This window comes from Ruegeria sp. R14_0, assembly GCF_017743975.1.
GTDB lineage: Bacteria > Pseudomonadota > Alphaproteobacteria > Rhodobacterales > Rhodobacteraceae > Ruegeria.
Genome location: NZ_JAGHRC010000002.1, coordinates 41488 through 64653, shown reverse-complemented (window position 1 = coordinate 64653; position 23166 = coordinate 41488). Strand labels below are relative to the sequence as shown.

The window sequence follows — 23166 nt, the reverse complement described above, 5'->3', positions numbered from 1 at the left end:
CTCGCTGGTGGGGGGCGATCCCTGAACGACTCAAGGGACCGGAAGATCAGACGCTTCCGGATGTTTGCGGCGATTTAGGCCGATTGGCTGGCAGAGTCAACCTTGCGCGCGGGCAGCCAGCCATTGACGGCATCCACCAGCCGGTGCGCGCCGTGTCCGCTGACATAAGCTTCGACAATCGGGTGGCGACCAGCGCTCATGCCTGTTTCCAGGATCAGAACGGGACGATGCATCTTGGACGTGGTCCTGTCGCGGCGCGGCCTGGCGGTTTCCACCTCGGCATGGGACAAGTTCGACAGCTCATGTTCTACGGTGTCATAGCCAAAGACCGATTGGCGACGGATCAAAATGCTATTGCTGTTGCGGTCCAATATGACCTGAACGCGGCGCACAAAGACGCAGAACGCGCCGATCCCCATCCCGCCACCGAACAGGGCAAAGAAGATGCCAAACAAAACGCCCTCGCCGCCTTCGCTGACCATAAACAGGCCGACACCGAAAAAGATGAGGATGAAGATTACCAGCGAGATGCCGATGAACCAGGGCGTGTTGGACAGGATCAATTGGTCGGGGGTATTGCGCGTCACTTTCATGGCGGCACGCTAACACCGAATTCTGGCACTGTCGTGGCTTGAATTCGTCCTCGCGTTGGGCGATGAGCGCATCCAACAGGAGGTTCCCATGGACGCATCATCTGCTTTTCAGGATACGCTGCCGCTCAGCTCTGACGCGCTCTTGGCGCAACTGGACGCGTGGGGGCTGGCGTTTCGGCTGCATACTCACGTGCCACTGCGCACGGTTGAGGAGGCAATGTCGGTTGAGGATCAGTTCATGGTGCCGGGCGAAAACGCTCTTCGCCTGAAGAACCTATACCTGCGGGACAGGAAAAAGCGAAACTATCTGGTGACGCTGGAACAAAGCCGCGAGATTGATCTGAAAGCGTTGGGTGCAGAATTGGGCGTCGGCAGCCTGTCCTTTGGATCGGCGGATCGGTTGTTGCAGAACCTCGGCATTCGTCCCGGTGCGGTTAGCCCTCTGGCGATGATCAATGGGGTGCAAAACGACGTGCGGTTCTTCATGGACGCCTCTGCCCGGACAGCAGACGTCATTTATATGCACCCGCTGGTCAACGACCGGACTGTTGCCATGACGCGCGACGATCTGATGGCATTCTTTGACCGGATCGAGTGCGAAATTAACTGGCTTCCCTGATTAGTCCCGCAATGCCTCTTTTAGCGTGGCCGCCACGTGCGCGGCCGATGGGTTGACGAACAGATGGCCATTCGCCTCGAACACAGGGTCGTCCAGATGGTCGGGGAAGGCCAGCGGAAGTTCGGTGCACGCCAACAGAATGGCTGTGCCCGGGCGGGCGTGCTTGTCACAGAACGCCAGCAGCCGTGCGTGCGCGTTATCGGATGCGCCGCCGTAAAAGTCGCTGTCGATCATCGCCTGCATCTCGGCAATCTCCGGCTCGGGCAGTCGGTCGTTGGCCGTGATGCCCTCGACGGCCAACCGGTCTGCGTAGTTGGTGGCCTGCATGGTCACGGTGGTTCCCAATACCAGCGCTTTTGACGCACCTGTCGATGCGGTTGCTTCGGCTGTGGCATCAAAAATGCTGAGGACGGGCATGGTGACGCCCTGCCGGATCGCGTGCAGGCGTGCGTGCGGCGTGTTCGAGGCGATGATGCCAAAGTCGCAGCCCGCGTTTTCCAGCGTCAGCAGCGCCTCGCGGAAGACCGCGTCAAACGCGGCCCAGCTTGCCTCGTCCCCAGCAGTACCACGCAAGGCTCGGGTTTTGGCTTGCGTCACGGATTCGATAGTCATCGGAGGAATAGGTAAGGGGGACCCATGACCGCGTTCGGCAAAGTGTCGGCTGGCCCCTTCCGCGATGGCGCGGTAGTAATCCACGGTCGAGGCCCAGCCAACGCCGCCCAGAATGCCGATTTTCTTCATGATAAACGCCCAGTCTGCCAAGTTTGGTTCGGGTGCAGACTGGACGTTTCAAAAGGTAAAGGCCAGAGCCGGATCAGGCGGCCAGTTCCAAAACCGCCTTTTGGGCATTGGCCAGGGCGGCTTCTGCATCCAGCGCCATTCTGTCAGCGGCCACGACGTCCACATCGTGAATGCCAATAAAGCCCATGACGTGCTTGGCATAGTTGGTGGCAAAGTCGATCTCGGATCCGACTTCGGTGCCGCCTGATGCAATGGCAAGGATCGCGCGTTTGCCTTCCAGCAAACCTTTGGGGCCGTTTTCCGAATAAGCAAAGGTCAGACCGGCGCGGGCAACGAGGTCGATCCAGGCCTTGAAGGCCGCAGGCACCGAAAAGTTGTAGATTGGCAGCCCGATGACGATGGTGTCGGCGTTTTGCAATTCACTGACCAGCTCATCCGACAGGGCCAGCAGGTCGCGTTGAACCTCGTCGCGCTGATCGGCCGGGGTGAAATTGGCGTTGATCCAGTCTTCGGTCAGCAAGGGCAGAGGGCTGGCCAGATCGCGGCGGATGATGCGTTCTGCGCCCAAATGGCCGACAATCTGGTTGGACAGGTCACGGGTGGCCGATCCGGTGCGACGGGCCGAAGCGTCGATATGCAGGATAGTCTTGGTCATGTCATCGGTTCCTTTTGGCAGGGATTCTGTGTCTGGGACCAATATGAGTGTTGTGTCTGCGAACGAAACACGGATATACCAACAGGTATTGTTGGATTTTGCACAATAGGTTTGGGTGATGGACAATTGGGACGAAGTCAAAACCGCCTATCAGGTCGCCCGGATGGGCACTGTCAGCGGCGCGGCCGAGATTTTGGGGGTGCACCACGCCACGGTAATCCGCCATATCGACGCGATTGAAGCGCGGTTGGGCGTCAAACTGTTCCAACGCCATGCCCGCGGGTACACCCCAACCGATGCCGGCGAAGACTTGTTGCGCGTCGCTCAGGCCACAGAGGATCAGTTCAATCAGCTGGTCGGCCGCATGAAAGGGCGCGGCGATGATGTCTCGGGCGAGCTGGTGGTGACCTCGCTGGCTTCGCTGGCGCCTCTGGTCGTTCCGGCGCTGTCCGAATTCCAGACGATGCATCCCGGCCTGATCGTGCGCTATCTGACGGGCGACCGCCTGTTCCGCCTGGAATATGGTGAGGCGCACGTTGCTATTCGTGCCGGGGCCGCACCGGACCAGCCCGACAATGTGGTGCAGCCCTTTATCCCTCAGGAGGTCGGGCTGTTTGCCAGCCGGTCCTACATCGCGCGCCGCGGCAAACCGTCAAGCCTGGACGAATTCCCGGACCATCTGTTCGTCAGCACTGATGACGAAAACAGCCGGGCACCTTTTTCCAAGTGGCTGCGCGAGACTGTTCCCGCCGAGGCGATCGCATTTCGCTGCACAAACAATTTCTGCATGCGCGAGGCAGTGCTGGCTGGGGCCGGTATCGGTTTCATGGCCCGGTGGGAAGCGTCGCGCGACCCCGATTTGGTCGAAGTTATGGAGCCGCTGCCCGAATGGTCCGGCAAGCTGTGGCTGGTGACCCACGTGGACCTCCACCGCACGACAAAGGTTCAGGCGTTTCTGTCGTTCCTCAAGGAACAGTCCAAGGGCTGGCTTTCGTGACACCGCAGGCGCGTGGCCATCTGGCCATGATTACATTTTCGATTTTAGTGGCAGGCAGCTTCTCGCTCGGGTCCATCGTGGCCAACCAGATCGCGCCTTTGGCAATCACGGCTGGTCGCTTTCTGATCGCGGCGCTTATCATTGGCATGGCCGCGTTGGTGACCACCGGCCTGCCACGCAGCGCGGCCAAGGCTCCGTGGCGCTATGCCGTGTTGGGCGGGTTGTTCGCCACCTACTTTGTCCTGATGTTCTACGGCCTGAAAACGGCTGATCCGGTCAGTACCTCTGCGGTGTTTACATTGACGCCTGTCATGTCCGCCATTGCTGGCTGGGTTCTGCTGCGGCAGGTCACAACTCCACGCATGGCGCTGGCTCTTACAGTTGGGGCGACCGGAGCAATGTGGGTGATCTTTCGGGCCGATTGGCAGGCCTTTCGTGCCTTTCAGATTGGGATCGGAGAGATCATCTTTTTCTGGGGCTGCATGGCCCATGCGATCTACACGCCAATGGTGCGCAAGCTGAATAGGGGCGAACCCGCCGTGGTATTCACTTTCGGCACCCTGGTTGCGGGGTGCGTGATCCTGACGGTGGTTGGTTGGTCAGACATTCGTGCCACCGACTGGGCGAACCTTCCTCTGATCGTCTGGGTGAGCTTGCTGTACCTGTCCTTCTTTGCCACGGCGGCCAGTTTTGTTCTGGTGCAATTTGCAGCGCTGCGCCTGCCATCGGCCAAGGTCATGGCTTACACTTACATTATTCCCACTTGGGTGATCCTTTGGGAAATCGCGCTGGGCCGGCCTGCACCGACAAGCCTTGTTCTGGTGGGCGTGCTTTTGACCGTGATTGCCCTGGTCCTTCTGCTCAAAAGCGAAGACCGGCCCGTCGCCGGCGCTGCACATCAATCCGAATGATGCTTGCTATTTCGTGGTAAACCTTCAACCTTCCGCTCGTATCAATCGGGAGGAAAGAATGAGGTCAGCCATTTTGTGTGTTGCCGCCGTGACCTTATCAGCCTGCGCTCAGGGCACGTCTGAAACGCCACTTCAGGCCTCATGCGAGGCGTTGGTTTCAGCCGAAACGGGCGTTCAGGCGGCCGATATCAAAGCCACTTCGACCGAGTCTGTTCCGACCGGGACTATTACAACGGTCGAGGTTGCAGGCGCTCAGGCCCCTTGGCTTTGCCTGGCGGATGCCACCGGTGTGGTTATCGGGGTCGAGTACAGTCAGGAGGGATAATCCTTTCGTCCGCATATGTGAGGCAGATCAAGGTGCGCCCTCGTGAAAGCGCTAGATTTGCGGTCAGGAGAAGGAGGAAACCATGTTTAGTCACATTATGATCCCGGTGGACATTCACCTGCCGCCAGAAATTCGCAAAGCGCTGGATGTCGCGGCGCAAATGGCGAAATGGCAACAGGCCAAGGTCACCATTGTCAGTGTAACGGGAACGCAGCCCGGCGACGTCGCACAGTCGGGTACGGCGGTCAGCGCCGAGTTGCAAACCATCGTGGATCAATTGTCAGAACAGAGCGGGGCCGACGTCGAGGCCCGCAATATCCACTCGGTCGACGTGGCTGCCGAGGTGGATGGTGATCTGACCCGAGCGGCCGAAGAGATTGGGGCGGACCTGATCGTCGTCGGAACGCATGCACCGCGAATTACCGACCACATCTTTTCCAGCCATGCTGGCTATCTGGCCAAGCATGCCAAGGTTTCGGTGTTTGTGGTCAGATAGGCTCAGGCCTTGTCTGAAGAGGGGAGTTCGGTCTCAAGAAACCGTTCGAACGCGTCAAGATTGACCGGCTCGAATTGACCGAACCCTTGCATCCAAACCGACGCCGCTCGTAGGGCGTCGGGCTCCAGTTTGCACCACTTCACCCGACCACGTTTTTCCTGAGAGATCAGCCCGGCCTTGGTCAGGATCACCAGATGTTTCGAAATCGCGGCCAGAGACATCTCGAAAGGTTCGGCCACATCGGTCACTGCCATATCATCCTCAAGCAACATCGCAAGGATGGCGCGGCGGGTGGGATCGGCGAGGGCGGCGAATACTGTGTCGAGATCCTTGGACATGGTCTCGCTCAATCATAGCGCTCGGGTTTGGTCAACCATTTGGTTGAATATGCGGATTCATCGCTTTTGGCGGTCTAGGCCATAAGCGGGCCGCAATCTCACACTCCCACCCGACGTAATAATTGTTCAAAAACAAAGCATTAACCTGCGTCATTTCGGGCGCTCAACAGCGTTGACTCTGAGCGCCTTCGCCCTTAGCACCCTACCCAAGACTGTGCGAGGGATTTGCCCGTGACCGATGACGACCAAAAGCAGCGTATGGCGCAGCTGGAGGCCAAGATCGAGGCGGCGAAAAAGGCCAAAAAGCCCGAGACCCGCGCAGACAGTGACATATCCGGGGGCGAACTTGCCTGGAGGATGGTCATCGAAATGGTATCCGGTCTGGGGATCGGATTTGGCATCGGATACGGGCTGGATAGCCTGCTCGGGACGATCCCGATCTTTCTGGTGCTGTTCACATTGCTGGGCCTTGTCGCGGGCGTGAAGGTTATGCTCCGCAGCGCGAAAGAGGTTCAAGAGAAACAAGCGGCGGCGACGGCTGCCGAGAAGGACGAGAGGGACTGAACGTGGCAACTGAGACCACCGCAGCAGAAGGCAGCAGCCTGGTTTTCCACCCGATGGATCAGTTCATCGTTAAGCCGTTGTTCGGTGACGGTGCAGTTGGCATGTTCACGATCACCAACGTGACCCTGTGGCTGTTCCTGGCGATCGTCGCAGTCTTTGGCCTGCTGGTGCTGAGCACGTCCAAGCGCGCCATTGTCCCAACCCGTATGCAGTCGGTCGCTGAACTGACCTACGGCTTTATCTACAAGATGCTGGAAGACATCTGCGGCAAGGAAGGCGTCAAGTACTTCCCCTATGTCATGACCCTGTTCATGTTCATCGTCTGCGCGAACTTCCTGGGCATGATCCCCATGTCCTTTACCACCACATCGCATTTCGCCGTGACCATTCCGCTGGCGCTGGCGGTCTTCCTGACCGTGACGGTTCTGGGCTTTGTCAAAAACGGCGCTGGCTTTCTGAGCCTGTTCTGGGTCTCGAGCGCCCCGCTGGCGCTGCGTCCGATCCTGGCGATCATCGAACTGATCTCGTACTTCGTGCGTCCGGTCAGCCACTCCATTCGTCTTGCCGGTAACGTCATGGCAGGCCACGCAGTTATCAAGGTGTTCGCAGGCTTTGCCGCGATCGCCGCGATCTCGCCCGTGTCCGTTCTGGCGATCACCGCAATGTACGGCCTTGAGGTCCTAGTGTCCTTCATCCAGGCCTACGTCTTCACCATTCTGACCTGTGTTTACCTGAAGGACGCTTTGCATCCGCATCACTGATCAGGGCGCTGCCCTGAGCACAGGAACGATAACCCAACATCGAAACTTCCAATTCGTAAGGAGATACATCATGGAAGGCGATCTCGCACACATCGGCGCAGGCCTGGCAGCAATCGGTTCCGGCGCAGCCGCAATCGGGGTGGGCAACGTTGCAGGCAACTTCCTGGCCGGCGCCCTGCGCAACCCTTCGGCGGCTGCTTCGCAGACCGCAACCCTGTTCATCGGTATCGCGTTCGCAGAAGCCCTGGGGATCTTCGCATTCCTGGTCTCGCTGCTGCTGATGTTCGCCGTATAATCTGCGGAACCTGATCCTTACGCGCAGGTGGGTCCAAGCCATAGCGGCCCACCTGTTGTAAAGACAAGTTTCCGACGGAGGATATCATGGCGACTGAACCCATTACAGAAGAGGTAGCCGGCTCGTGCGTCGACTCCTATGGCTCTGCCATCGGGATGCCGCAGCTCTGCTTCGATTGGTTCCCCAACCAGATTTTCTGGCTGGTCATCACGCTGGTCGTCATCTTTCTGGTCCTGTCCCGCGTGGCTCTGCCTCGCATCGCGGCTATCCTGGCGGAGCGTCAGGGGACCATTACAAATGACCTGGCTGCGGCCGAAGATCTGAAGGCCAAGGCGGTCGAGGCCGAAGAGGCCTATAACAAGGCGCTGGCCGATGCCCGTGCCGAAGCGCAGCGTATCGCTGCCGAAGCACGTGCGGAAATCCAGGCTGATCTGGATGACGCGATTGCCAAGGCGGACGCAGAAATCGCTGCGAAGGCGGCTGAATCGGAGAAGGCGATTGCCGACATCCGTGCCGGTGCGCTGGAAAGCATTCAAGTGGTTGCCAAGGATACGGCAGCTGAACTGGTCACCGCACTGGGCGGCGAGGCAGATGCCAAAGCCATCGACGGTGCTATTGACGCGCAGATGAAAGGATAAGTGACATGCGGAACACTCTTGCCCTTATCCTGACCTTCGGCGCAGCCAGCCCGGCCTTTGCTGCCAAAGGTCCGTTCTTCTCGCTGGCCAACACCGACTTTGTCGTCTTCCTGGGCTTCATCGTTTTCATCGCGGTTCTGTTCTACTTCAAGGTGCCGTCGATGATCGGTGGCGCGCTGGACAACCGTGCCGAAGGCATCAAGTCCGAACTGGACGAAGCCCGCGCCCTCCACGAAGAAGCGCGCAGCCTGCTGGCCTCGTACGAGCGCAAGCAACGCGAAGTTCAGACCCAGGCAGATGCGATTGTAGCCGCTGCCAAGGATGACGCTGCTCTGGCAGCGGAACAGGCAAAGGCCGATCTGGAAAAATCCATCGCCCGCCGTCTGGCAGCCGCGCAGGACCAGATTGCTTCGGCCGAGGCTTCGGCGGTCAAAGAAGTCCGTGATCAGGCAATCACCGTCGCGGTTTCCGCGGCCAACGCAGTTCTGGCCAAGCAGATGACTGCGGCGCAGGCCAACAAGCTGATCGACGCGGCCATCGCCGACGTTGGTGACAAGCTGCACTAGTCTTTGGTGACCCGGCGGTAACCTGCCGGGTCCGACCCGTTTCCCCTTCCTTATGATCTGAGTTCATCGGCCTTTCGCTTGGCTGTTGCGACGCGCGGCTTTTCGACTACGCTTGCACCACCAATGGTGCGGCTTCTCAGGGTTCGGGCCAGATTGCTATTACAAGAGGTCCAATGCCTGACCTGCCTTCAATCAGTGTTGTTATTCCGAACTACAATTGCAGCACGTTCATCGAACGCACGATCAAGTCGGTACTGGATCAGAACTATCCCATGCTGGATCTGATCCTGGCAGATGGCGGCAGCACCGATGGGTCGATTGAAATTGCAGAACGCTATCGCGATGCGTTCTCCCATATCATTTCCGAGCCGGATACGGGACAGGCAAACGCTTTGAACAAGGGGTTTGCCAAGGCGACGGGCGAGGTGATGGGATGGATCAACTCTGATGACATGCTCATGCCCGGCGGTTTGTCCCTGGTGGGATCGTTGTTTGCCTTGAATGCGGGTATCGATTGGGTGACGGGGCGCATGACCTGTCTGGATGAGGACGACAACATCGTCACGAACATTCGCCCGAAACCGATATCCCGCGCGCGTCTTTTGGCGGGTGACTATCAATGGGTTCAGCAGGAATCGACCTATTGGCGGCGCGGCTTGTGGGACAAGGCCGGTGGGCATCTGGATGAGTCCCTTAGTCTGGCCGTGGATGGTGAACTCTGGCTGCGATTTTCCCGGTACGCAAACCTGACCTCGGTCCGGGCCCAAATTGGAGCGTTTCGGTTCCGCAAGGGCCAACGGTCCGAGTCGATGCAGGCCTATCACGCCGAGATGCTGACAGCGATTGCGCGTGAGCATCAGTTAGAACAGCCCACAGACGATGTGATCCGGGATATTCTGGCGACGCCGGTTGCTGTGCGGACACGCTCAGAGGCTGAGGGTCGTTTTCCCGGACTGGCCGAGAAAGACCCCAAACCAATCGACCGCCTGAAACTGATGAAGCACGCGGTGTTGCGACGCTTCTATGGCCTTTGACTTCAGGGGATTTCCAGGGTGATTGGCGTTAGGCCCTGAAACACCGGAACAAGCTTTTAACTCTGAAGTGGCGTTCAGTTGTAACTTGTTTCGTGATCCAGACGTTGCTGCGCGATGGCTTCGTTGCGTTGGGCCTTCTGGTGGTCTTCCATGCACTGCTGCACATAGCTCAGATGTCTGTGCACGGCCTCGCGGGCGCCTTCGGGATCACGGGCCTGAAGGGCGGTGTTGATGGCGCGGTGCTGGTCCAGAATGGCCTCGCGCGTGGTTCGTTGCTGAAACATCATCTGCCGATTGTAAAACACGCCCTGCCGAAGCAGATCGTACATCGACCGCATCATGTGCAGCATAACGACGTTATGGCTGGCCTCGATGATCGCCATGTGGAACTGCGCGTCTAACTGAGCTTCGTCCTCGGCGGCGTTGCGGGCATGGGCAGCTTCCATCTTGTCGAATATCGTCTGAACGACTTTCAGATCACTCGCTGAACCCAAACGTGCAGCCCGCTCGGCCGCCAGCCCTTCAAGGTCGCGCCGGAAAGAGAGATAGTCGAACACCGCTTCCTCATGGCTGCTGAATAGTCGGATCAGAGCGGGGGAAAAGGCTGATCCCAGAACCTCGGCCACGTAGATGCCTGATCCAGCTTTGGCCGTCAGCAATCCCTGATCCTGCAGTTCCGCAATGGCTTCGCGCAGGGACGGGCGGGACACGCCAAGACGTTCAGCCAGTTCACGCTCGGCCGGCAGCCGTTCGCCGGGTCGCAAAATGCCGCGCAGGATCAACAGTTCGATCTGGCGGACCACGGCAATCGACAGCTTTTCGGTTTGAACTTTTTGAAAGGGCATGCAGGGCGTCATTTTCATAAATTGGTCAATTCATATGACCACGGATCGCCGGGTGGTTCAAGCAAGCCCGGTCACATGAGTGAAATAATGGGTCAGTATTATTGACTTTAATAAATGCCACAATACGCTGACTGCACATCAATGCGGAGGAGGCGTATGTCTACGCACGAATTGTTCGCCACGCGGGCGTCCCGGATGAAAGCGTCCGAGATACGCGAATTGCTTAAGCTGCTGGATCAACCCGGCATTATCTCATTCGCCGGAGGAATTCCTGATCCCGCGCTTTTCCCTGCCGAAGGGTTCGCGACAGCGTTTCAGGCTGCGTTGAGCCCCCAAATGCAGGCACAGGCGCTGCAGTATTCGGTCAGCGAGGGGTATGTGCCGCTGCGCGAGTGGTTGGTGGACCATATGCGCGAGATCGGGGTGGAGTGTGGAATTGACAATATCCTGATCACATCGGGTTCACAGCAGGCTCTGGACTATCTGGGCAAGCTCTACCTGTCCCCCGGCGATACCGCGCTGGTTGGTTGGCCGACCTATCTGGGCGCGCTGGCGGCGTTCAACGCCTATGAGCCGCGTTTTGACCAGCTCAGCATCGTGGGCAACCGGGGCGCTGCGGAATACGTGGAAGCCGCGGGCGAAGGGGCGGTCAAATTCGCGTATCTCTCACCCGATTTCGCGAACCCGACGGGTGAAACCGTGGACCTTCGTGGCCGAGAGGCTCTGCTGGATCTGACGGACGAGTTGAATTGCGCTGTGATCGAAGACGGGGCCTATCAGGCCCTGCGCTATGATGGCGTGGCAATTCCGCCGGTTCTGGCATTGGAACTGGCGCGCAAAGGCTCGATTGAAGAGTGTCGGACGATCTATTGCGGCAGCTTTTCGAAAACCCTGTCGCCAGGACTGCGGGTCGGGTGGGTTGTGGCGTCAAAGCCGGTGATTTCCCAATTGGTGTTGATGAAACAGGCGGCCGATTTACATTCGGCGACGATCAATCAGATGGCCATTGATCAGGTCGCACGAGCCTGTTTCGACACCCACATCCCAATGTTGCGCCGCGTCTATGGTGCACGCCGGGATGCGATGCTGCAGGCTTTGCAGGACCATATGCCCGATGGTGTTCAGTGGACAAAACCCGAAGGGGGTATGTTCATCTGGATGACCCTGCCGGTTGGAACAGACGGGGCCGACCTACTGGCCCGGGCTTTGGAGACGGTCAAGGTGGCTTTTGTTCCGGGCGGGGCCTTTTTCCCCGATGGCAGTGGGACCAACACGATCCGGCTGAGTTTCTCGAACTCGGATGAAGACACGATCCGCGAAGGCATCCGCCGTTTGGGCGAGGTACTGCGCACCTGAGCCTTGGAAAGGTTTTGTTAACCTCGCTGGTGCAAAGCTGTTGGCATGATCCGGTATCTGTCCCTCCTAGTGCTGGCCGCATGTTCGGCCGGCACGCCCCATTTTCGGGACGCACCCGCAACCCGGGTGGCAGTGAATGGCAGCGTCTTTGACGTACGGGTGCGGGGTGATCTGGCCGAGGCTGTGCGGATCAATACCCAATATGCCCCGCGTCTTGGTCCCATCCGGGACCGTGCCGCCCTGGCCATGGCACAGGTATCGGGTTGCCCGCTTTTGGATGTTCTGGGCGATGCAGCGGTTACCGTGGGCATTTTGGGTTGTGACCGGGAATTGGGGGAAAAGCTGATCTTCGGTGCGCTTCTCCGCAGACCCTATGAATGCACTGATTACGGCTATTACGAAGACTACGGCTATCAGGTTTTTGAATGCTCGCCCTATTAGAATACGCGCTTTTTCGCGTATTTTGGCAAGATATTGTGGATAACTCGGCGTGAAATCCCATATCCTGCGTTCCTCCGTTGACTCGACCCCAACAGCTTGCGCAGACTTCCAGATATAGGAATCACGGGACCAATTGCCTTTGCGCTTTAGCAAACTCAAACTAACCGGCTTCAAGAGCTTTGTTGATCCGACCGATCTGATCATCGCGGATGGGTTGACCGGTGTGGTGGGTCCGAATGGCTGCGGCAAGTCCAATCTTTTGGAAGCTTTGCGTTGGGTAATGGGCGAGAACCGACCCAAATCCATGCGCGGCGGCGCGATGGAAGATGTGATCTTTGCAGGCGCCGCAACGCGCCCGGCGCGCAATTTTGCCGAAGTTGTCCTGACCATGGACAATTCCGAACGCCTTGCGCCTTCGGGGTTCAATGACTCTGACCAGTTGGAGATCATTCGCCGCATCACGCGCGATGTCGGCAGTGCTTACAAGACGAATGGCAAGGACGTGCGGGCGCGCGATGTTCAGATGCTGTTCGCGGATGCCTCGACCGGGGCGCATTCGCCGGCGCTGGTGGGGCAGAACCGAATTGCCGAGCTGATCAACGCCAAACCCCGTGCGCGCCGCCGTATTCTGGAAGAGGCCGCGGGCATTTCAGGTCTGTACCAGCGTCGGCATGAGGCTGAGCTAAAGCTGAAGGGCACCGAGGCAAACCTGACCCGTGTCGATGATGTACTGGAACAGCTTGGAACCCAGCTTGCCCAGCTTGCGCGTCAAGCCCGTCAGGCGGCGCGTTACCGCGAGATTGGGGAGCAACTGCGCCAAGCCGAGGGCATGCTGCTATACCGCCGCTGGAAAGAAGCTGACATGGCCCGCCAGCAGGCTGAGGACGTTCTGCGCGAGCGGATCACCGAAGCCTCGCGTGCCGAGGCCGAAGCCCGCGCGGCCAGTGCCAAACGGGCCGAGATTGAAGAAACACTGCCACCGCTGCGCGAGGAAGAGGCCATCGCGGCCGCCGTTCTGCAGCGCCAGCAGGTCCAACGCGATCAGCTGACGGATCAGGAAACCCGCGCGCGCCAGACGATTGAAACACTCACCAACCGCATTCAGCAGTTGGGCAACGATATCGAGCGTGAAACCGGCCTGAACCGAGATGCTGGCCAGATGATCGAACGTCTGCAATGGGAAGCGCGCGAATTGGCCAAAGCGGCCGACGGGTATGACGACAAGGTGGCAGAAGCTGCCGAGGTCGCGCGCGAGGCTGCTGCGGTGCTGCAGGAGCGTGAAGATCACCTCTCGCAAGAAACCGAGGATATGGCGCGTCTGGTGGCGCGGCACCAATCGGCGCAGCGCTTGGTCGAAGACGGCCGCAAGACGCTGGCCCGGTCTGAGGGCGAGGAAGAAAAAGCCCGCATCGCCGTGGATGAGGCCCGAGATGCGTTGACCCGCACGAGTGAGGCATTCGAAGCGGCGCAAGCGGGCGAGGAAGAAGCCCGCGAAGCCGCAGAAGCCGCAGAAGAAGCATTGGCGGCTGCAGACGAGCTGCGCGGTGAAACTCAGGCTCGCGAAGCCGAAGCCCGCGCGCAGCGGTCCGAGGCCGAGGGTGAGCTGGGTGCGATCCGCGCCGAGACATCCGCCCTGGCTAAACTGGTGGAACGGGATACGGCCGAAGGTGGGCAGGTCATGGACCTGCTGCGTGTCGATCCCGGCTATGAAAAAGCGCTGGGGGCTGCGCTGGCCGATGATCTACGCGCGCCGCTGGTCGAAGGCGATGGCCCGTCGGGGTGGGTGCAAGTGGCCGGATACGATGCGGACCAGCCGCTGCCTGATGGGGTTGAGCCTTTGGCGCTGCACGTGTCTGGACCAGATCGCCTGAGCCGCCGGATCGCTCAGATCGGGTTGGTCGACGCGGATCAGGGTGCGCGGTTGCAGGCGTTGTTGAAGCCGGGGCAACGCTTGGTATCGCGGTCCGGTGACTTGTGGCGCTGGGACGGTTTCCGGGCTTGGGCCGAGGACGCGCCGAGTGCTGCCGCCCTGCGGCTGGAACAGCTCAACAAGCTGGAAGCGTTGAAACAGGAGCTGACACGCACCGAGGCGCAGGCCGACGGGGCTCGTGCCGCGCACGAGGCGCTGTCGCAGCAGCTGGCCGATGTCACCGAAGCGGACCGCCGCGCGCGTGAAGCCCGGCGTGCCGCCGATCAACGAATGGCCGAAAGCGCGCGCCAGTTGAGCCGGGCCGAGGCGGATCGCAATCTGGCACAGGGCAAGCTGGAAACACTGACCCTGGCTGTTGACCGGCACAAGGAAGATGCGATGTCCGCTCGCGCTCAGTTGCGTGAAGCCGAAGGCGCGCTGACCAGCCTTGGTGACCTCGACAGTGCTCGGGCGCAGGTTGAGGACATCAAACAGACGGTCGAGGCGGCGCGGATTACGATGCTGACCCACCGCTCAACCCATGATGAGCTGCGCCGCGAGGGCGAGGCGCGGACCCGGCGGACGCAAGAAGTCACCAAGGATCTGAGCGGATGGCGGCATCGGCTTGAAACCGCAGAGAAGCGGATTTCCGAACTGGCTGACCGCAAGGAGAGCTCGGAAGAGGAACTGTCAGAGGCGATGGCGGCGCCCAGTGAGATTGCCGAGGCCCGCGAAGAGCTGAACGAACTGATCGAAACCGCCGAAGCGCGGCGCGCCGAGGCTGCCGACAAATTGGCCGAGGCTGAGACCCAGCAGCGCGAGGTCGTGTTGGCGGAACGTGAAGCGGAACGTCTGGCCTCGGAAGCGCGTGAAGGCCGCGCCGCGGCTGAGGCACGCTGTGACGCGGCCAAAGAAGGTGTTGTGGCTGCGGCAGAGCGTATTGCCGAGGATCAGCAACTGACGCCCAACCAGCTGCTGAATCAGTTGGACGTGAACCCCGACCAGATGCCTGCAGCCGACGCGTTGGAGGCCGAGGTGAACCGCCACAAACGCCAGCGCGATGCGATGGGGGCCGTGAACTTGCGTGCCGAAGAGGACAGCAAGGAAGTTCAGGAAGAGTTCGATACGCTGAATAGCGAAAAGGCCGATCTGGAAGAGGCGATCAAGGCCTTGCGCAGCGGTATTGCCAGCCTCAATCGTGAAGGGCGCGAACGTCTGCTGACCGCGTTCGAGCAAGTGAACTCGAACTTCGCGATGCTGTTCAAGCATCTGTTCGGCGGCGGAGAAGCCAACCTGGTCATGGTCGAAAGCGACGATCCGCTGGATGCGGGCCTTGAGATCATGTGTCAGCCTCCGGGCAAAAAGCTCTCGACCCTCAGCCTGCTGTCGGGTGGTGAACAAACCTTGACGGCGACGGCGCTGATCTTTGGCGTGTTCCTGGCCAACCCGGCCCCGATCTGTGTTCTGGACGAGGTCGATGCGCCGTTGGATGACGCCAATGTCACCCGCTTCTGCGACCTGCTGGACGAGATGTGCCGCCAGACGGATACGCGGTTCCTGATCATCACCCACCACGCGGTGACGATGGCGCGAATGGACCGTTTGTTTGGTGTGACGATGCAGGAACAAGGCGTCAGCCAGTTGGTTTCGGTCGACCTCAAGAAAGCCGAGCAGATGGTCGCCTGACCGCTCACTGCAACGTTATGCCTCAAACCCTGCTTCGCGGGGTAAGGTGGCCCCATGACCCGATACCTGATCATAGCCTTGATGGCCGCAAGCCCGGTTGTGGCAGCTGAATGGCCCACGAAACCCGGCGATACCCCGTTGTCACCCGAGGAGTTGGACGCTCTGGCAGGTCGAACACTGACGTTTTATGACGATGGGCAGGCCAAGTTTTCTGCCGGCGGTGCTTATTCCTATACCTACGCCAGCGGAGATGCGGCCTTTGGCACCTATTCATTCGCCGACGATGGCAGCGTCTGTATCGCTTATCGAAACGGGTTCAGTCGTTGCGACCTGTATGTGCGCAGTGGTGAACGCTTGATCCTGATTGATGAGAAAGGCGACCGGTATCCGGTCCGGCCTGAATAACGCGGCTTGGATGCGGCGCTTTGAATGCTGCGTCCGGTAAAGTGTTTTGGGATTTCCACCGATCGAAATAAGCTCACGGGGCAGCTGGCATGGGCAGACCGTGCTGGCCAACAAAGGAAAAACACTTGAGCGAAGCATCGAAAGACACTTTGGCCCTCGGAAAACAGCGCGGCTCTCATGGGCGTCAACAGGAAGACGGCGTGCTGGTGATCCGCACTATTGCAATGCCAGCGGACACGAATCCCTCCGGGGATATTTTTGGTGGCTGGCTCATGTCGCAGATGGACCTTGCGGCCGGGAATATGGCAGGCCGCGTATCGCAAGGGCGCGGCGCGACTGTATCGGTCGAAGCGATGCAGTTTTTACGACCGGTAAAGGTTGGGGATGAGGTTACGCTCTACGCGACGCTGTTGAAAGTGGGGCGCACGTCGATGCGTATTCACGTGGATGCCTGGGCCCGCCCAAGATATTCCGAGAAAGCCCAAAAAGTTACAGACGCGGACTTTGTCTTTGTCGCGCTTGACGACGATGGTGCGCCGCGACCGGTTTTTGACGAAACGTAAGAGGACCGGGGCAAGGACAGCCCCGGTTAGCCAGCGTTTCTTGTTACAATTGGTTCAGCAGCTCCGCTGTGGGCCACGCATCCGCCGGAAGCCCCAGCCGCGCTTGTTCGGACTGCACGGCCGCCCGCGTACCTGCGCCTAAAATGCCGTCGATCTTGCCAACGTCGTGGCCACGTGCTTGCAGCTTGGTTTGTAACTGTTTCATCTGCGCGGCATTCAGTCCTTGCGGCGGATTGCCTGCGTCATAGATCTGCGCGCCCTCAAGCCGCGTGCCGAAATAGGCGGCGGTCAGGACGTAGACAAAGCTCTGGTTCCATTCGAAGTAAACGTCGAAATTGGGATAGGCCAGAAATGCGGGGCCTTTATGGCCCTGTGGCAGGATCAGTGAGGCTGGCAGGTTGGCCAATGACCCGCTGCGCGCCTGAATACCCATCGCCTGCCATTCGGACACCGGGCGCGATTTACCGGGGCCTGACAGGGACCAGTCCATCTGTGCCGGAACGGTCACCTCTTGCAGCCATGGCTCACCCGGTCGCCATCCCAGATGCGACAGCATCTTGCCCCCGGACATCAGCGCATCCGGTGCCGAGGTCTTCAGCGAGACCTTGCCGTCGCCATCCCCGTCCACACCGTTTTCAAGAATATCGCGGGGCAGCATCTGCACCATGCCAATCTCTCCGGCCCAGGCACCCGTCGTGCGCGCGGGGTCGAAGTTGCCTTGGCTATAGAATTCGATGGCGGCGAAGATCTGAGGTCGGAACAGTTCAGGTCGGCGGCAGTCATGGGCCAGAGTGACCAGCGCGTTGCGGGTATTGAAATCGCCCTGAACCGCGCCGTAATCGGTCTCGAACGCCCAGAAGGCCAGAAGTACACCGCGCGAGACGCCATATTCCCGCTCGATCCGGTCAAACACTGCGTCGTACTTGCGCGACATGGACGCGCCGCGATCAATCCGGTTTTGCGAGATCAGACGGCGTGAGAAATCAATGAACGGTTTCTGGAATACGCCCTGCGCCCGGTCGGCGCGCAGAACGGCCCCGTCCTGCTGAACGCCTTGGAAAAAGCCATCCACAGTGGATTCTTCGAACCCCTTCTGCACGGCCTCCGATTTCAGGCCATTCACGAAAGAGTTAAACCCGCCGCCGCATTGGGCCAGTGCGGGTGAGGCGAAAAGGGTGGCGGCAAGGATGCCCGAGAGAAAACGCATTCGTGTGGTCCGTCAGAAAATGAAGCTTGCCCCAACCCACACCGACACGAGCCCCAGCGCAAGCCCCCAAACCCGCCAGAGCATGTCACATGCGCGGAAAACCTCCTGTGCTCCAATTTCGCGGGGCGCGTCGCCATTGACCCAGGCCAGATCGCGCAGCTTGCCGTCGTAGCTGCGCGGCCCGGCCAGGGCGACGTTTAGCGCGCGCGCCATAGCGGCCTCGGGCCAGCCTGCGTTGGGCGAGATATGGCGGCGGGCGTCCGCGACCATCTCGGGCCAGCGCGCCCATTGGCCAGAAAGGCCCACGATCATAACGCAGGTCAGGCGGGCCGGGATCAGGTTCAGAACATCGTCCAGACGTGCGGCGGCCCAGCCAAAGTCACGATGTTTTTCGGTGCGATAACCGATCATGCTGTCGGCCGTGTTGATCGCCTTGTAGATCAGAATTCCGGGCAGGCCCCCGATCAGGAACCAAAACGCCGGGGCGATCACCCCGTCGCTGAGGTTTTCGGCGGCACTTTCGATAGCGGACCGCGCAACCTGTGCCTCGGTCATGTCACGCGTGTCGCGGGACACGATCATCGCAACCTTGGCACGGCCTTCCGATAGTGAGGTGCGCAGCCCGTCGGCCACGGCGCGGACATGGGAGACCAGCGATTTCTGCGCCAGAAGAATTGCGGCAAGGATGATCTCGATCACTGGTCCCAGAAGGGCCAGCGTGCGGCCCAGAAACCACGCGCCAAGAACAAGCAGCAGCACGACAGCGATCCCTTTCAGCCGCTTTCCTGTCCCCTTGTTGAGGCGTTTGTCCAGCCAGCCGATGACGTTTCCGATCATCACTGCCGGATGCCGGATGCGGGACCACAGCCAGTCGGGCTCTCCCAGTGCCGCGTCCAGACACATGGCGCACACCAGCAGGAAGGCCGTGCTCACAACGCGGCCTCCAGCCGGTCCCAAGCGTCGGCGGGGGGCAGGCCCAGCCGCAGGTAGGTGCGGGAATAGGGGAATACGCGACTCCAGATGTGAGAGCTGGCCAGTTTGGCCTGCCAGGCGGTTGCGTCGTCAACGTCATAGAGCCGGAACAGCGTGGTGCCACCGACCAATTTCGCGCCTTTGCCGGTGACCATCTGGTCCAGCCGGTCAGTGGCCTCAGCCAAATGCTGACGGGTTGATGCGGCCCATTCGGTATCCCGAAGGGCCTGTTCTCCGATCCGCAGGGCCGGGCCAGAGACCGCCCAGGGGCCGGTCAGGTCATTCAGCTTTGCAATCAGGTTTGGCTGACCGATTGCAAACCCCAGCCGCAATCCGGCCAATCCCCAGAATTTTCCGAAACTCTTGAGTACGATCACGCCGGGGTTGTCGGCCAAATGGATCAGAGACTTCTCGGGACAGATGTCACAGAAGCTTTCATCAATCACGGTCAGCGGAGCATCGGCGTCCGCTGCTCCCCAGATGCGCCCATCGGGGTTGTTTGGGTGGGCGATAACCCGCGCCTCGGCAGGGCCCTTCGCTTGAACGGTCCAACCCTGCGCAACAAAGGCGGCTGCGTGTTCGTTATACGTTGGTGTCGTGATCTGAACCCGACCCTTTGGTGCAAGCGCAGGCATACGGGCGATCAGCGCAGATGCGCCGGGCGCAGGTAGGATTGCGGCACCGTCGGGCACCGACCAGAACTGTCGCGCGGCGGCAGACAGGCGTTCAAACGCGCCGTGATCGGGTAGCGCGGTCCAATCCGATTGGGTCAGGTGCGCGATGGGGTACGGGTGCGGGTTGATGCCGGTAGACAGGTCCAGCCAGTCCTCGCGCGCGCCTCCGAACTGCGTCATTGCGCCATCCAGTCCGCCGCCATGGTCGCGGGCGGCGCGGGGGTCCAAAGTGTCGTTTGGGCTTGCCATATGGGATCTCGCCGGAATCGTCAGTTTAAGCCCGCTTCAAGCGGATTTTTGCCGTTTTTACAAGCAAATCCGCGTGATCAGCCCGGTCGAGCGACGCCATTAACACTTTGTTAAGGAATAGGCGTGATCACAAACAACGGGGGTCGGCACCACACACTCTACCAAGTGCCGAGGTTGTTGCAAATGAAAGTACTGATTGTTGAGAGTAACCCCGACCTTGGTCGGGTCTGGAAAAGGCATCTGGAACGGCAAGGCGCCGAAGTGACGCTTGTGGCCGGTCAAGAGGCCGCGATCCTTGCCCTGTACGGCACGGATTACGATATCATTGTGCTGGATCTGGTTCTGGAAACCGGCAGCGCCTTGGCTGTGGCCGATTTCGCCAGCTACCGCCGGCCCGAGGCACGGGTGATTTTTGTAACCAACACCACCTTCTTTTCCGACGGGTCGATCTTTGCACACAGCCCGAACGCATGCGCTTACGTCCAAAGCGGCACGCCGCCAGAGGATCTGGCGGCGATGGTCGAACATTACGCGGCGGGTCGCTGACCGCGCCCGTGCGGCTCCATATAGTCCAGGACCGGGTTCGTGGGGATGATCCGGTGCGGATTGATGCTGTCGTGGCTGTAGTGATAGTGGCGCACGATGTGGTGCATATTCACCGTCTGAGCGACGCCCGGCCACTGATATAGCTCGCGAGTATAGGCCCACAGGTTCGGATAATCGACAAGACGGCGGCGGTTGCATTTGAAATGCAGGTGATAAACAGGGTCGAACCGGATCAGCGTGGTAAACAGACGCCAATCGGCTTCGGTCATGCGATCGCCCATAAGATAGCGGTTCCCGCTCAGACGATCCTCTAGCCAGTCCAACGTGTCGAACAACGGTCCAACCGCGGCATCATAGGCCTGTTGGGTCGTGGCAAAACCGGATTTGTAGACGCCGTTGTTGACGTCGGAATAGATGCGGGCGTTCACTTCTTCGATGTCCTCGCGCATCGCCTCGGGCCAGTAATCGTCGGTGTTGCCGGTGATCCCGTCAAAGGCCGAGTTGAACATCCGGATGATTTCAGAGCTTTCGTTCGACACAATCGTCTGCTGCTTCTTGTCCCACAGGATCGGTACCGTGACACGGCCCGAGTAGTTCGGGTCGGCTTTGGTGTAAATCTGATGCGCAAAGCCCAGACCATACAGGGTGTCACCGGTTGCGCCGTGATCGTCCGTTTCAAACGTCCAACCATTGTCCAACATATCGGGATGCACGACAGAGACCGAGATGTGATCGCTCAGGTCTTTGAGTTCGCGAAAGATCAGGGTGCGGTGCGCCCAGGGGCAGGCGAGACTGACATAGAGGTGATAGCGGCCGGATTCCGCGTTGAACCCGCCCTTGCCCGAAGGCCCGGCGCTGCCATCCGCCGTCAGCCAGTTGCGAAACTGCGCGGCGCTGCGCTTGAAGGCCCCACCATTGGATTTCGTGTCGTACCATGTGTCGTGCCATTTACCGTCGACCAAAAGGCCCATGCTTAGTCCTCCGAAAAGCGGTTTGGCCAAACATAGTTCGATGGATTTGGTGATCCTATGCCGGACGGCGCGCAGCATGCCTGCGTTCATGCACAGCTCGGTTGAGATTTCTGTGCAACAGATTGAAATCAGGGCAACCTCTGCGTCCGGGTTCACTAGATTTTTACGATTTGGCCTTCACAATAATAGCCTCTGCCGAGGGGAACGTTTTATGAGTACCTATGTATCAAAGGAAATTTCAGCCGAATTGGATGCGGCACGAATCGCGGGTTTGAAGAAAACCAGCCGCCTTCGTGTCGAAATTGGTGACAATACATATAAGATTCTGAGATTGTGGAAAGACGGCTTTACGGTCGAGGCCGAAACCACGCCGCAATTGCGGGGGCTTGTCGATATCTACGATGGCGCAAATCACCTGTATCAATGCCTGATTATTGCGGATCAGGATGAAGCGGGCGAAATGCGCTATGAGTTCAAGCGCAGTACAGCTTCGGCCGACAGGGCGCCGCTGGATTTCTATCGCGCCCCGGACGCGCCGATTGCGCTGTTGGGGCACGAGGAATAAGTCTCAACTGGTTTCAGGCCGTCACTGCAAATCGGCAAATGCGCCTTTCAGTCGCGCGCATGCATCTTCGACGCGCCCACGTTGCGTGGCCAGATTGAACCGTTCGAAGGTCTCTCCACCTGTTCCGAAACCGGGGCCGGACGAGGTCGCGATCTTGGCATCTTCGCGCAAGCGGCGGATGAAATCGTCGTGACTCATTCCGGTGCCCGAGAAATCAACCCAAGCCAGATAGGTCGCCTGCAGCGGCATGGACCACAGTCCTGGGATATCGGCGATGGCCGCGTCAAAGATCGCACGGTTGCCAGCAAGATGCTCAATCTGCTCGTCCACCCATGCGGCCCCTTCAGGCGAATAGGCCGCAGTGATCATGGCCACGCCGAGCGCGCTGGGATCATAATCCAGTGTCTGGATACGGTGCCGCATGGCCGCGCGCAGCTTTGGATCGGGTATGATCATGTTCCCTGTGCGCTGCCCAGCGATGTTAAAGGTCTTTGACGCCGCCGTCAGCGTGACCGTCCAGGGCCGTGCATCAGGTGCTGCCACGTCCATCGGTACGAAGGTGTTTCCTGGATAGACCAGATCGTGGTGAATCTCGTCTGATACCAGGATCAGGCCGTTTCGTTCGGCAAAGGCCGCAACGGCGCGCAGCTCGTCCGGGGTCCAGACCCGACCGGATGGGTTTTGCGGCGAACACCACAGCAACATCTTCTCCGACCCGTCCAACCGGGACTGCGCGTCTTCCAGATCAAGAGCGTAGGTGTCGTCCTGCCGCACCAGCGGGCATTCCACCACACGGCGGCCCGATTTGTTCACCTTGTGGGCGAACTCATGGTAGACCGGCGTAAAGATCACCACTCCGTCGCCGGGTTCTGTCCAGACATCCAGACACAAAGCGATTGCATTGCCCAAGCCTTGCGAGGTCAGGACCCAATCTGTGTCGATGTCCCAGTTGTGGCGGTTCTTCATCCACCATTGGACAGCGCCCAGATAATCCGGGTGCATCCAAGAATACCCGAACACACCGTGATCGGCGGCTTTGCGCACGGCTGCGATCACGCAAGGCGCGGTCGGATAATCAGAATCTGCCGTCCACATGGCAAGCCCGTCTTGCGGTGATACACCGTAGAGCTGCTCCATCTTGTCCCATTTTGAACTGTTGGTTCCCCGGCGGTCGATCAGGTCGTTGAAAGTCATGTCTGCTCCATCTGTCGGATCGAAAGCTAGCCACTATTGCGGCAGGCGCA

At 59.6% G+C, this 23166-nt stretch carries 28 protein-coding genes; 18 read left to right on the top strand and 10 right to left on the bottom strand.

Annotated features, from left to right (window positions below; translation table 11 throughout):
- Window positions 1-74 precede the first annotated feature (74 nt).
- Entirely contained in the window at window positions 75-593 is a 519-nt protein-coding gene (locus J7416_RS06290) for a hypothetical protein (protein ID WP_209223895.1), read from the bottom strand.
- Window positions 594-681: 88 nt separating this feature from the next.
- On the opposite strand from J7416_RS06290, the gene J7416_RS06285 reads away from it, so the two are divergent.
- Window positions 682-1212: a prolyl-tRNA synthetase associated domain-containing protein gene (locus J7416_RS06285; RefSeq protein ID WP_209223894.1), complete on the top strand. Its 531-nt coding sequence runs from the start codon at window positions 682-684 to the stop codon at window positions 1210-1212.
- On the opposite strand, the gene J7416_RS06280 is transcribed toward J7416_RS06285, so the two are convergent.
- Window positions 1213-1953 (bottom strand): aspartate/glutamate racemase family protein, encoded by a 741-nt coding sequence (locus J7416_RS06280; RefSeq protein WP_209223893.1) that lies wholly within the window; start codon window positions 1951-1953, stop codon window positions 1213-1215.
- Between the two features lie 73 nt (window positions 1954-2026).
- A complete protein-coding gene (locus tag J7416_RS06275) occupies window positions 2027-2608 on the bottom strand; it encodes an NAD(P)H-dependent oxidoreductase (protein WP_209223892.1) in 582 nt (193 codons plus the stop codon).
- Between the two features lie 118 nt (window positions 2609-2726).
- Here J7416_RS06275 and J7416_RS06270 point away from each other — a divergent pair, with 118 nt between their 5' ends.
- From J7416_RS06270 to J7416_RS06255, 4 genes are all read left to right on the top strand, one after another.
- A complete protein-coding gene (locus J7416_RS06270) occupies window positions 2727-3605 on the top strand; it encodes a LysR family transcriptional regulator (RefSeq protein WP_209223891.1) in 879 nt (292 codons plus the stop codon).
- Window positions 3602-4516, top strand: coding sequence for a DMT family transporter (locus tag J7416_RS06265; RefSeq protein WP_209223890.1), 915 nt, complete (start codon window positions 3602-3604; stop codon window positions 4514-4516). Before J7416_RS06270 ends, J7416_RS06265 begins: the two co-directional genes overlap by 4 nt.
- A 58-nt stretch (window positions 4517-4574) precedes the next feature.
- A complete protein-coding gene (locus J7416_RS06260) occupies window positions 4575-4841 on the top strand; it encodes a hypothetical protein (protein WP_209223889.1) in 267 nt (88 codons plus the stop codon).
- 82 nt (window positions 4842-4923) lie between these two features.
- On the top strand, window positions 4924-5337 hold the full coding sequence (locus J7416_RS06255) for a universal stress protein (protein ID WP_209223888.1): 414 nt from the start codon (window positions 4924-4926) through the stop codon (window positions 5335-5337).
- Window positions 5338-5339: 2 nt separating this feature from the next.
- Here the strand turns inward: J7416_RS06255 and J7416_RS06250 are convergent, their stop codons facing one another.
- On the bottom strand, window positions 5340-5675 hold the full coding sequence (locus J7416_RS06250) for a metalloregulator ArsR/SmtB family transcription factor (RefSeq protein ID WP_209223887.1): 336 nt from the start codon (window positions 5673-5675) through the stop codon (window positions 5340-5342).
- A 231-nt stretch (window positions 5676-5906) separates the two neighbouring features.
- On the opposite strand from J7416_RS06250, the gene J7416_RS06245 reads away from it, so the two are divergent.
- The 6 genes from J7416_RS06245 to J7416_RS06220 all read left to right on the top strand — a co-directional run bounded on the left by J7416_RS06245 (window position 5907) and on the right by J7416_RS06220 (window position 9533).
- Window positions 5907-6239, top strand: coding sequence for an AtpZ/AtpI family protein (locus J7416_RS06245; RefSeq protein WP_170428886.1), 333 nt, complete (start codon window positions 5907-5909; stop codon window positions 6237-6239).
- Window positions 6240-6241: 2 nt separating this feature from the next.
- Entirely contained in the window at window positions 6242-7000 is a 759-nt protein-coding gene (locus J7416_RS06240) for a F0F1 ATP synthase subunit A (RefSeq protein WP_170428883.1), read from the top strand.
- Window positions 7001-7070: 70 nt separating this feature from the next.
- Window positions 7071-7295, top strand: coding sequence for a F0F1 ATP synthase subunit C (locus tag J7416_RS06235; protein WP_005981269.1), 225 nt, complete (start codon window positions 7071-7073; stop codon window positions 7293-7295).
- A gap of 86 nt (window positions 7296-7381) precedes the next feature.
- The gene (locus J7416_RS06230; RefSeq protein WP_209223886.1) at window positions 7382-7933 is read left to right on the top strand and encodes a F0F1 ATP synthase subunit B'; all 552 of its coding nucleotides are present in this window, start codon (window positions 7382-7384) and stop codon (window positions 7931-7933) included.
- Between the two features lie 5 nt (window positions 7934-7938).
- Window positions 7939-8499 (top strand): F0F1 ATP synthase subunit B, encoded by a 561-nt coding sequence (locus J7416_RS06225; RefSeq protein WP_209223885.1) that lies wholly within the window; start codon window positions 7939-7941, stop codon window positions 8497-8499.
- 173 nt (window positions 8500-8672) lie between these two features.
- Entirely contained in the window at window positions 8673-9533 is an 861-nt protein-coding gene (locus J7416_RS06220; RefSeq protein WP_209223884.1) for a glycosyltransferase family 2 protein, read from the top strand.
- A 74-nt stretch (window positions 9534-9607) separates the two neighbouring features.
- On the opposite strand, the gene J7416_RS06215 is transcribed toward J7416_RS06220, so the two are convergent.
- Window positions 9608-10378: an FCD domain-containing protein gene (locus J7416_RS06215; RefSeq protein WP_209223883.1), complete on the bottom strand. Its 771-nt coding sequence runs from the start codon at window positions 10376-10378 to the stop codon at window positions 9608-9610.
- A 156-nt stretch (window positions 10379-10534) separates the two neighbouring features.
- Between J7416_RS06215 and J7416_RS06210 the strand changes: the two genes are divergently transcribed.
- The 5 genes from J7416_RS06210 to J7416_RS06190 all read left to right on the top strand — a co-directional run bounded on the left by J7416_RS06210 (window position 10535) and on the right by J7416_RS06190 (window position 16738).
- The gene (locus tag J7416_RS06210; RefSeq protein ID WP_209223882.1) at window positions 10535-11734 is read left to right on the top strand and encodes a PLP-dependent aminotransferase family protein; all 1200 of its coding nucleotides are present in this window, start codon (window positions 10535-10537) and stop codon (window positions 11732-11734) included.
- A gap of 45 nt (window positions 11735-11779) precedes the next feature.
- Entirely contained in the window at window positions 11780-12175 is a 396-nt protein-coding gene (locus J7416_RS06205; protein ID WP_209223881.1) for a hypothetical protein, read from the top strand.
- Between the two features lie 139 nt (window positions 12176-12314).
- A complete protein-coding gene (locus tag J7416_RS06200) occupies window positions 12315-15770 on the top strand; it encodes an AAA family ATPase (RefSeq protein WP_209223880.1) in 3456 nt (1151 codons plus the stop codon).
- A gap of 54 nt (window positions 15771-15824) precedes the next feature.
- Complete coding sequence (locus J7416_RS06195; protein WP_209223879.1) at window positions 15825-16175, top strand: hypothetical protein; 351 nt, start codon at window positions 15825-15827, stop codon at window positions 16173-16175.
- A gap of 224 nt (window positions 16176-16399) precedes the next feature.
- The gene (locus J7416_RS06190; RefSeq protein WP_247744190.1) at window positions 16400-16738 is read left to right on the top strand and encodes an acyl-CoA thioesterase; all 339 of its coding nucleotides are present in this window, start codon (window positions 16400-16402) and stop codon (window positions 16736-16738) included.
- A gap of 43 nt (window positions 16739-16781) precedes the next feature.
- On the opposite strand, the gene J7416_RS06185 is transcribed toward J7416_RS06190, so the two are convergent.
- The 3 genes from J7416_RS06185 to cobD are packed head-to-tail and all read right to left on the bottom strand — an operon-like array spanning window position 16782 to window position 19840.
- Window positions 16782-17945 (bottom strand): lytic murein transglycosylase, encoded by a 1164-nt coding sequence (locus J7416_RS06185; protein WP_209223877.1) that lies wholly within the window; start codon window positions 17943-17945, stop codon window positions 16782-16784.
- Between the two features lie 12 nt (window positions 17946-17957).
- Complete coding sequence (gene cbiB, locus J7416_RS06180; protein ID WP_209223876.1) at window positions 17958-18878, bottom strand: adenosylcobinamide-phosphate synthase CbiB; 921 nt, start codon at window positions 18876-18878, stop codon at window positions 17958-17960.
- Window positions 18875-19840 carry a threonine-phosphate decarboxylase CobD gene (gene cobD / locus J7416_RS06175; protein WP_209223875.1) on the bottom strand — a complete coding sequence of 322 codons (966 nt, stop codon included), beginning with the start codon at window positions 19838-19840 and terminating at the stop codon, window positions 18875-18877. Before cobD ends, cbiB begins: the two co-directional genes overlap by 4 nt.
- A 183-nt stretch (window positions 19841-20023) precedes the next feature.
- Between cobD and J7416_RS06170 the strand changes: the two genes are divergently transcribed.
- Entirely contained in the window at window positions 20024-20386 is a 363-nt protein-coding gene (locus J7416_RS06170) for a response regulator (protein ID WP_209223874.1), read from the top strand.
- Here the strand turns inward: J7416_RS06170 and J7416_RS06165 are convergent.
- A complete protein-coding gene (locus J7416_RS06165) occupies window positions 20368-21357 on the bottom strand; it encodes a glutathione S-transferase family protein (RefSeq protein ID WP_209224516.1) in 990 nt (329 codons plus the stop codon). The two genes, J7416_RS06170 and J7416_RS06165, sit on opposite strands and share 19 nt — an antisense overlap.
- Window positions 21358-21568: 211 nt before the next feature.
- Between J7416_RS06165 and J7416_RS06160 the strand changes: the two genes are divergently transcribed.
- Window positions 21569-21922, top strand: coding sequence for a hypothetical protein (locus tag J7416_RS06160; protein ID WP_170469661.1), 354 nt, complete (start codon window positions 21569-21571; stop codon window positions 21920-21922).
- Between the two features lie 21 nt (window positions 21923-21943).
- On the opposite strand, the gene J7416_RS06155 is transcribed toward J7416_RS06160, so the two are convergent.
- Window positions 21944-23116, bottom strand: a complete 1173-nt coding sequence (locus J7416_RS06155) for a MalY/PatB family protein (protein ID WP_209223873.1) — start codon at window positions 23114-23116, stop codon at window positions 21944-21946.
- Window positions 23117-23166: the final 50 nt, after the last annotated feature.

Coding starts and splice junctions, on each gene's coding strand:
- J7416_RS06270 (WP_209223891.1), top strand. CDS start 2,727: ATGGACAATTGGGACGAAGTCAAAACCGCCTATCAGGTCGCCCGGATG.
- J7416_RS06160 (WP_170469661.1), top strand. CDS start 21,569: ATGAGTACCTATGTATCAAAGGAAATTTCAGCCGAATTGGATGCGGCA.
- J7416_RS06220 (WP_209223884.1), top strand. CDS start 8,673: ATGCCTGACCTGCCTTCAATCAGTGTTGTTATTCCGAACTACAATTGC.
- J7416_RS06290 (WP_209223895.1), bottom strand. CDS start 593: ATGAAAGTGACGCGCAATACCCCCGACCAATTGATCCTGTCCAACACG.
- J7416_RS06190 (WP_247744190.1), top strand. CDS start 16,400: ATGCCAGCGGACACGAATCCCTCCGGGGATATTTTTGGTGGCTGGCTC.
- J7416_RS06235 (WP_005981269.1), top strand. CDS start 7,071: ATGGAAGGCGATCTCGCACACATCGGCGCAGGCCTGGCAGCAATCGGT.
- J7416_RS06250 (WP_209223887.1), bottom strand. CDS start 5,675: ATGTCCAAGGATCTCGACACAGTATTCGCCGCCCTCGCCGATCCCACC.
- J7416_RS06165 (WP_209224516.1), bottom strand. CDS start 21,357: ATGGGCCTTTTGGTCGACGGTAAATGGCACGACACATGGTACGACACG.
- J7416_RS06155 (WP_209223873.1), bottom strand. CDS start 23,116: ATGACTTTCAACGACCTGATCGACCGCCGGGGAACCAACAGTTCAAAA.
- cobD (WP_209223875.1), bottom strand. CDS start 19,840: ATGGCAAGCCCAAACGACACTTTGGACCCCCGCGCCGCCCGCGACCAT.
- J7416_RS06195 (WP_209223879.1), top strand. CDS start 15,825: ATGACCCGATACCTGATCATAGCCTTGATGGCCGCAAGCCCGGTTGTG.
- J7416_RS06205 (WP_209223881.1), top strand. CDS start 11,780: ATGATCCGGTATCTGTCCCTCCTAGTGCTGGCCGCATGTTCGGCCGGC.
- J7416_RS06275 (WP_209223892.1), bottom strand. CDS start 2,608: ATGACCAAGACTATCCTGCATATCGACGCTTCGGCCCGTCGCACCGGA.
- J7416_RS06280 (WP_209223893.1), bottom strand. CDS start 1,953: ATGAAGAAAATCGGCATTCTGGGCGGCGTTGGCTGGGCCTCGACCGTG.
- J7416_RS06285 (WP_209223894.1), top strand. CDS start 682: ATGGACGCATCATCTGCTTTTCAGGATACGCTGCCGCTCAGCTCTGAC.
- J7416_RS06225 (WP_209223885.1), top strand. CDS start 7,939: ATGCGGAACACTCTTGCCCTTATCCTGACCTTCGGCGCAGCCAGCCCG.
- J7416_RS06185 (WP_209223877.1), bottom strand. CDS start 17,945: ATGCGTTTTCTCTCGGGCATCCTTGCCGCCACCCTTTTCGCCTCACCC.
- J7416_RS06210 (WP_209223882.1), top strand. CDS start 10,535: ATGTCTACGCACGAATTGTTCGCCACGCGGGCGTCCCGGATGAAAGCG.
- J7416_RS06230 (WP_209223886.1), top strand. CDS start 7,382: ATGGCGACTGAACCCATTACAGAAGAGGTAGCCGGCTCGTGCGTCGAC.
- J7416_RS06215 (WP_209223883.1), bottom strand. CDS start 10,378: ATGCCCTTTCAAAAAGTTCAAACCGAAAAGCTGTCGATTGCCGTGGTC.
- J7416_RS06260 (WP_209223889.1), top strand. CDS start 4,575: ATGAGGTCAGCCATTTTGTGTGTTGCCGCCGTGACCTTATCAGCCTGC.
- J7416_RS06255 (WP_209223888.1), top strand. CDS start 4,924: ATGTTTAGTCACATTATGATCCCGGTGGACATTCACCTGCCGCCAGAA.
- J7416_RS06170 (WP_209223874.1), top strand. CDS start 20,024: ATGAAAGTACTGATTGTTGAGAGTAACCCCGACCTTGGTCGGGTCTGG.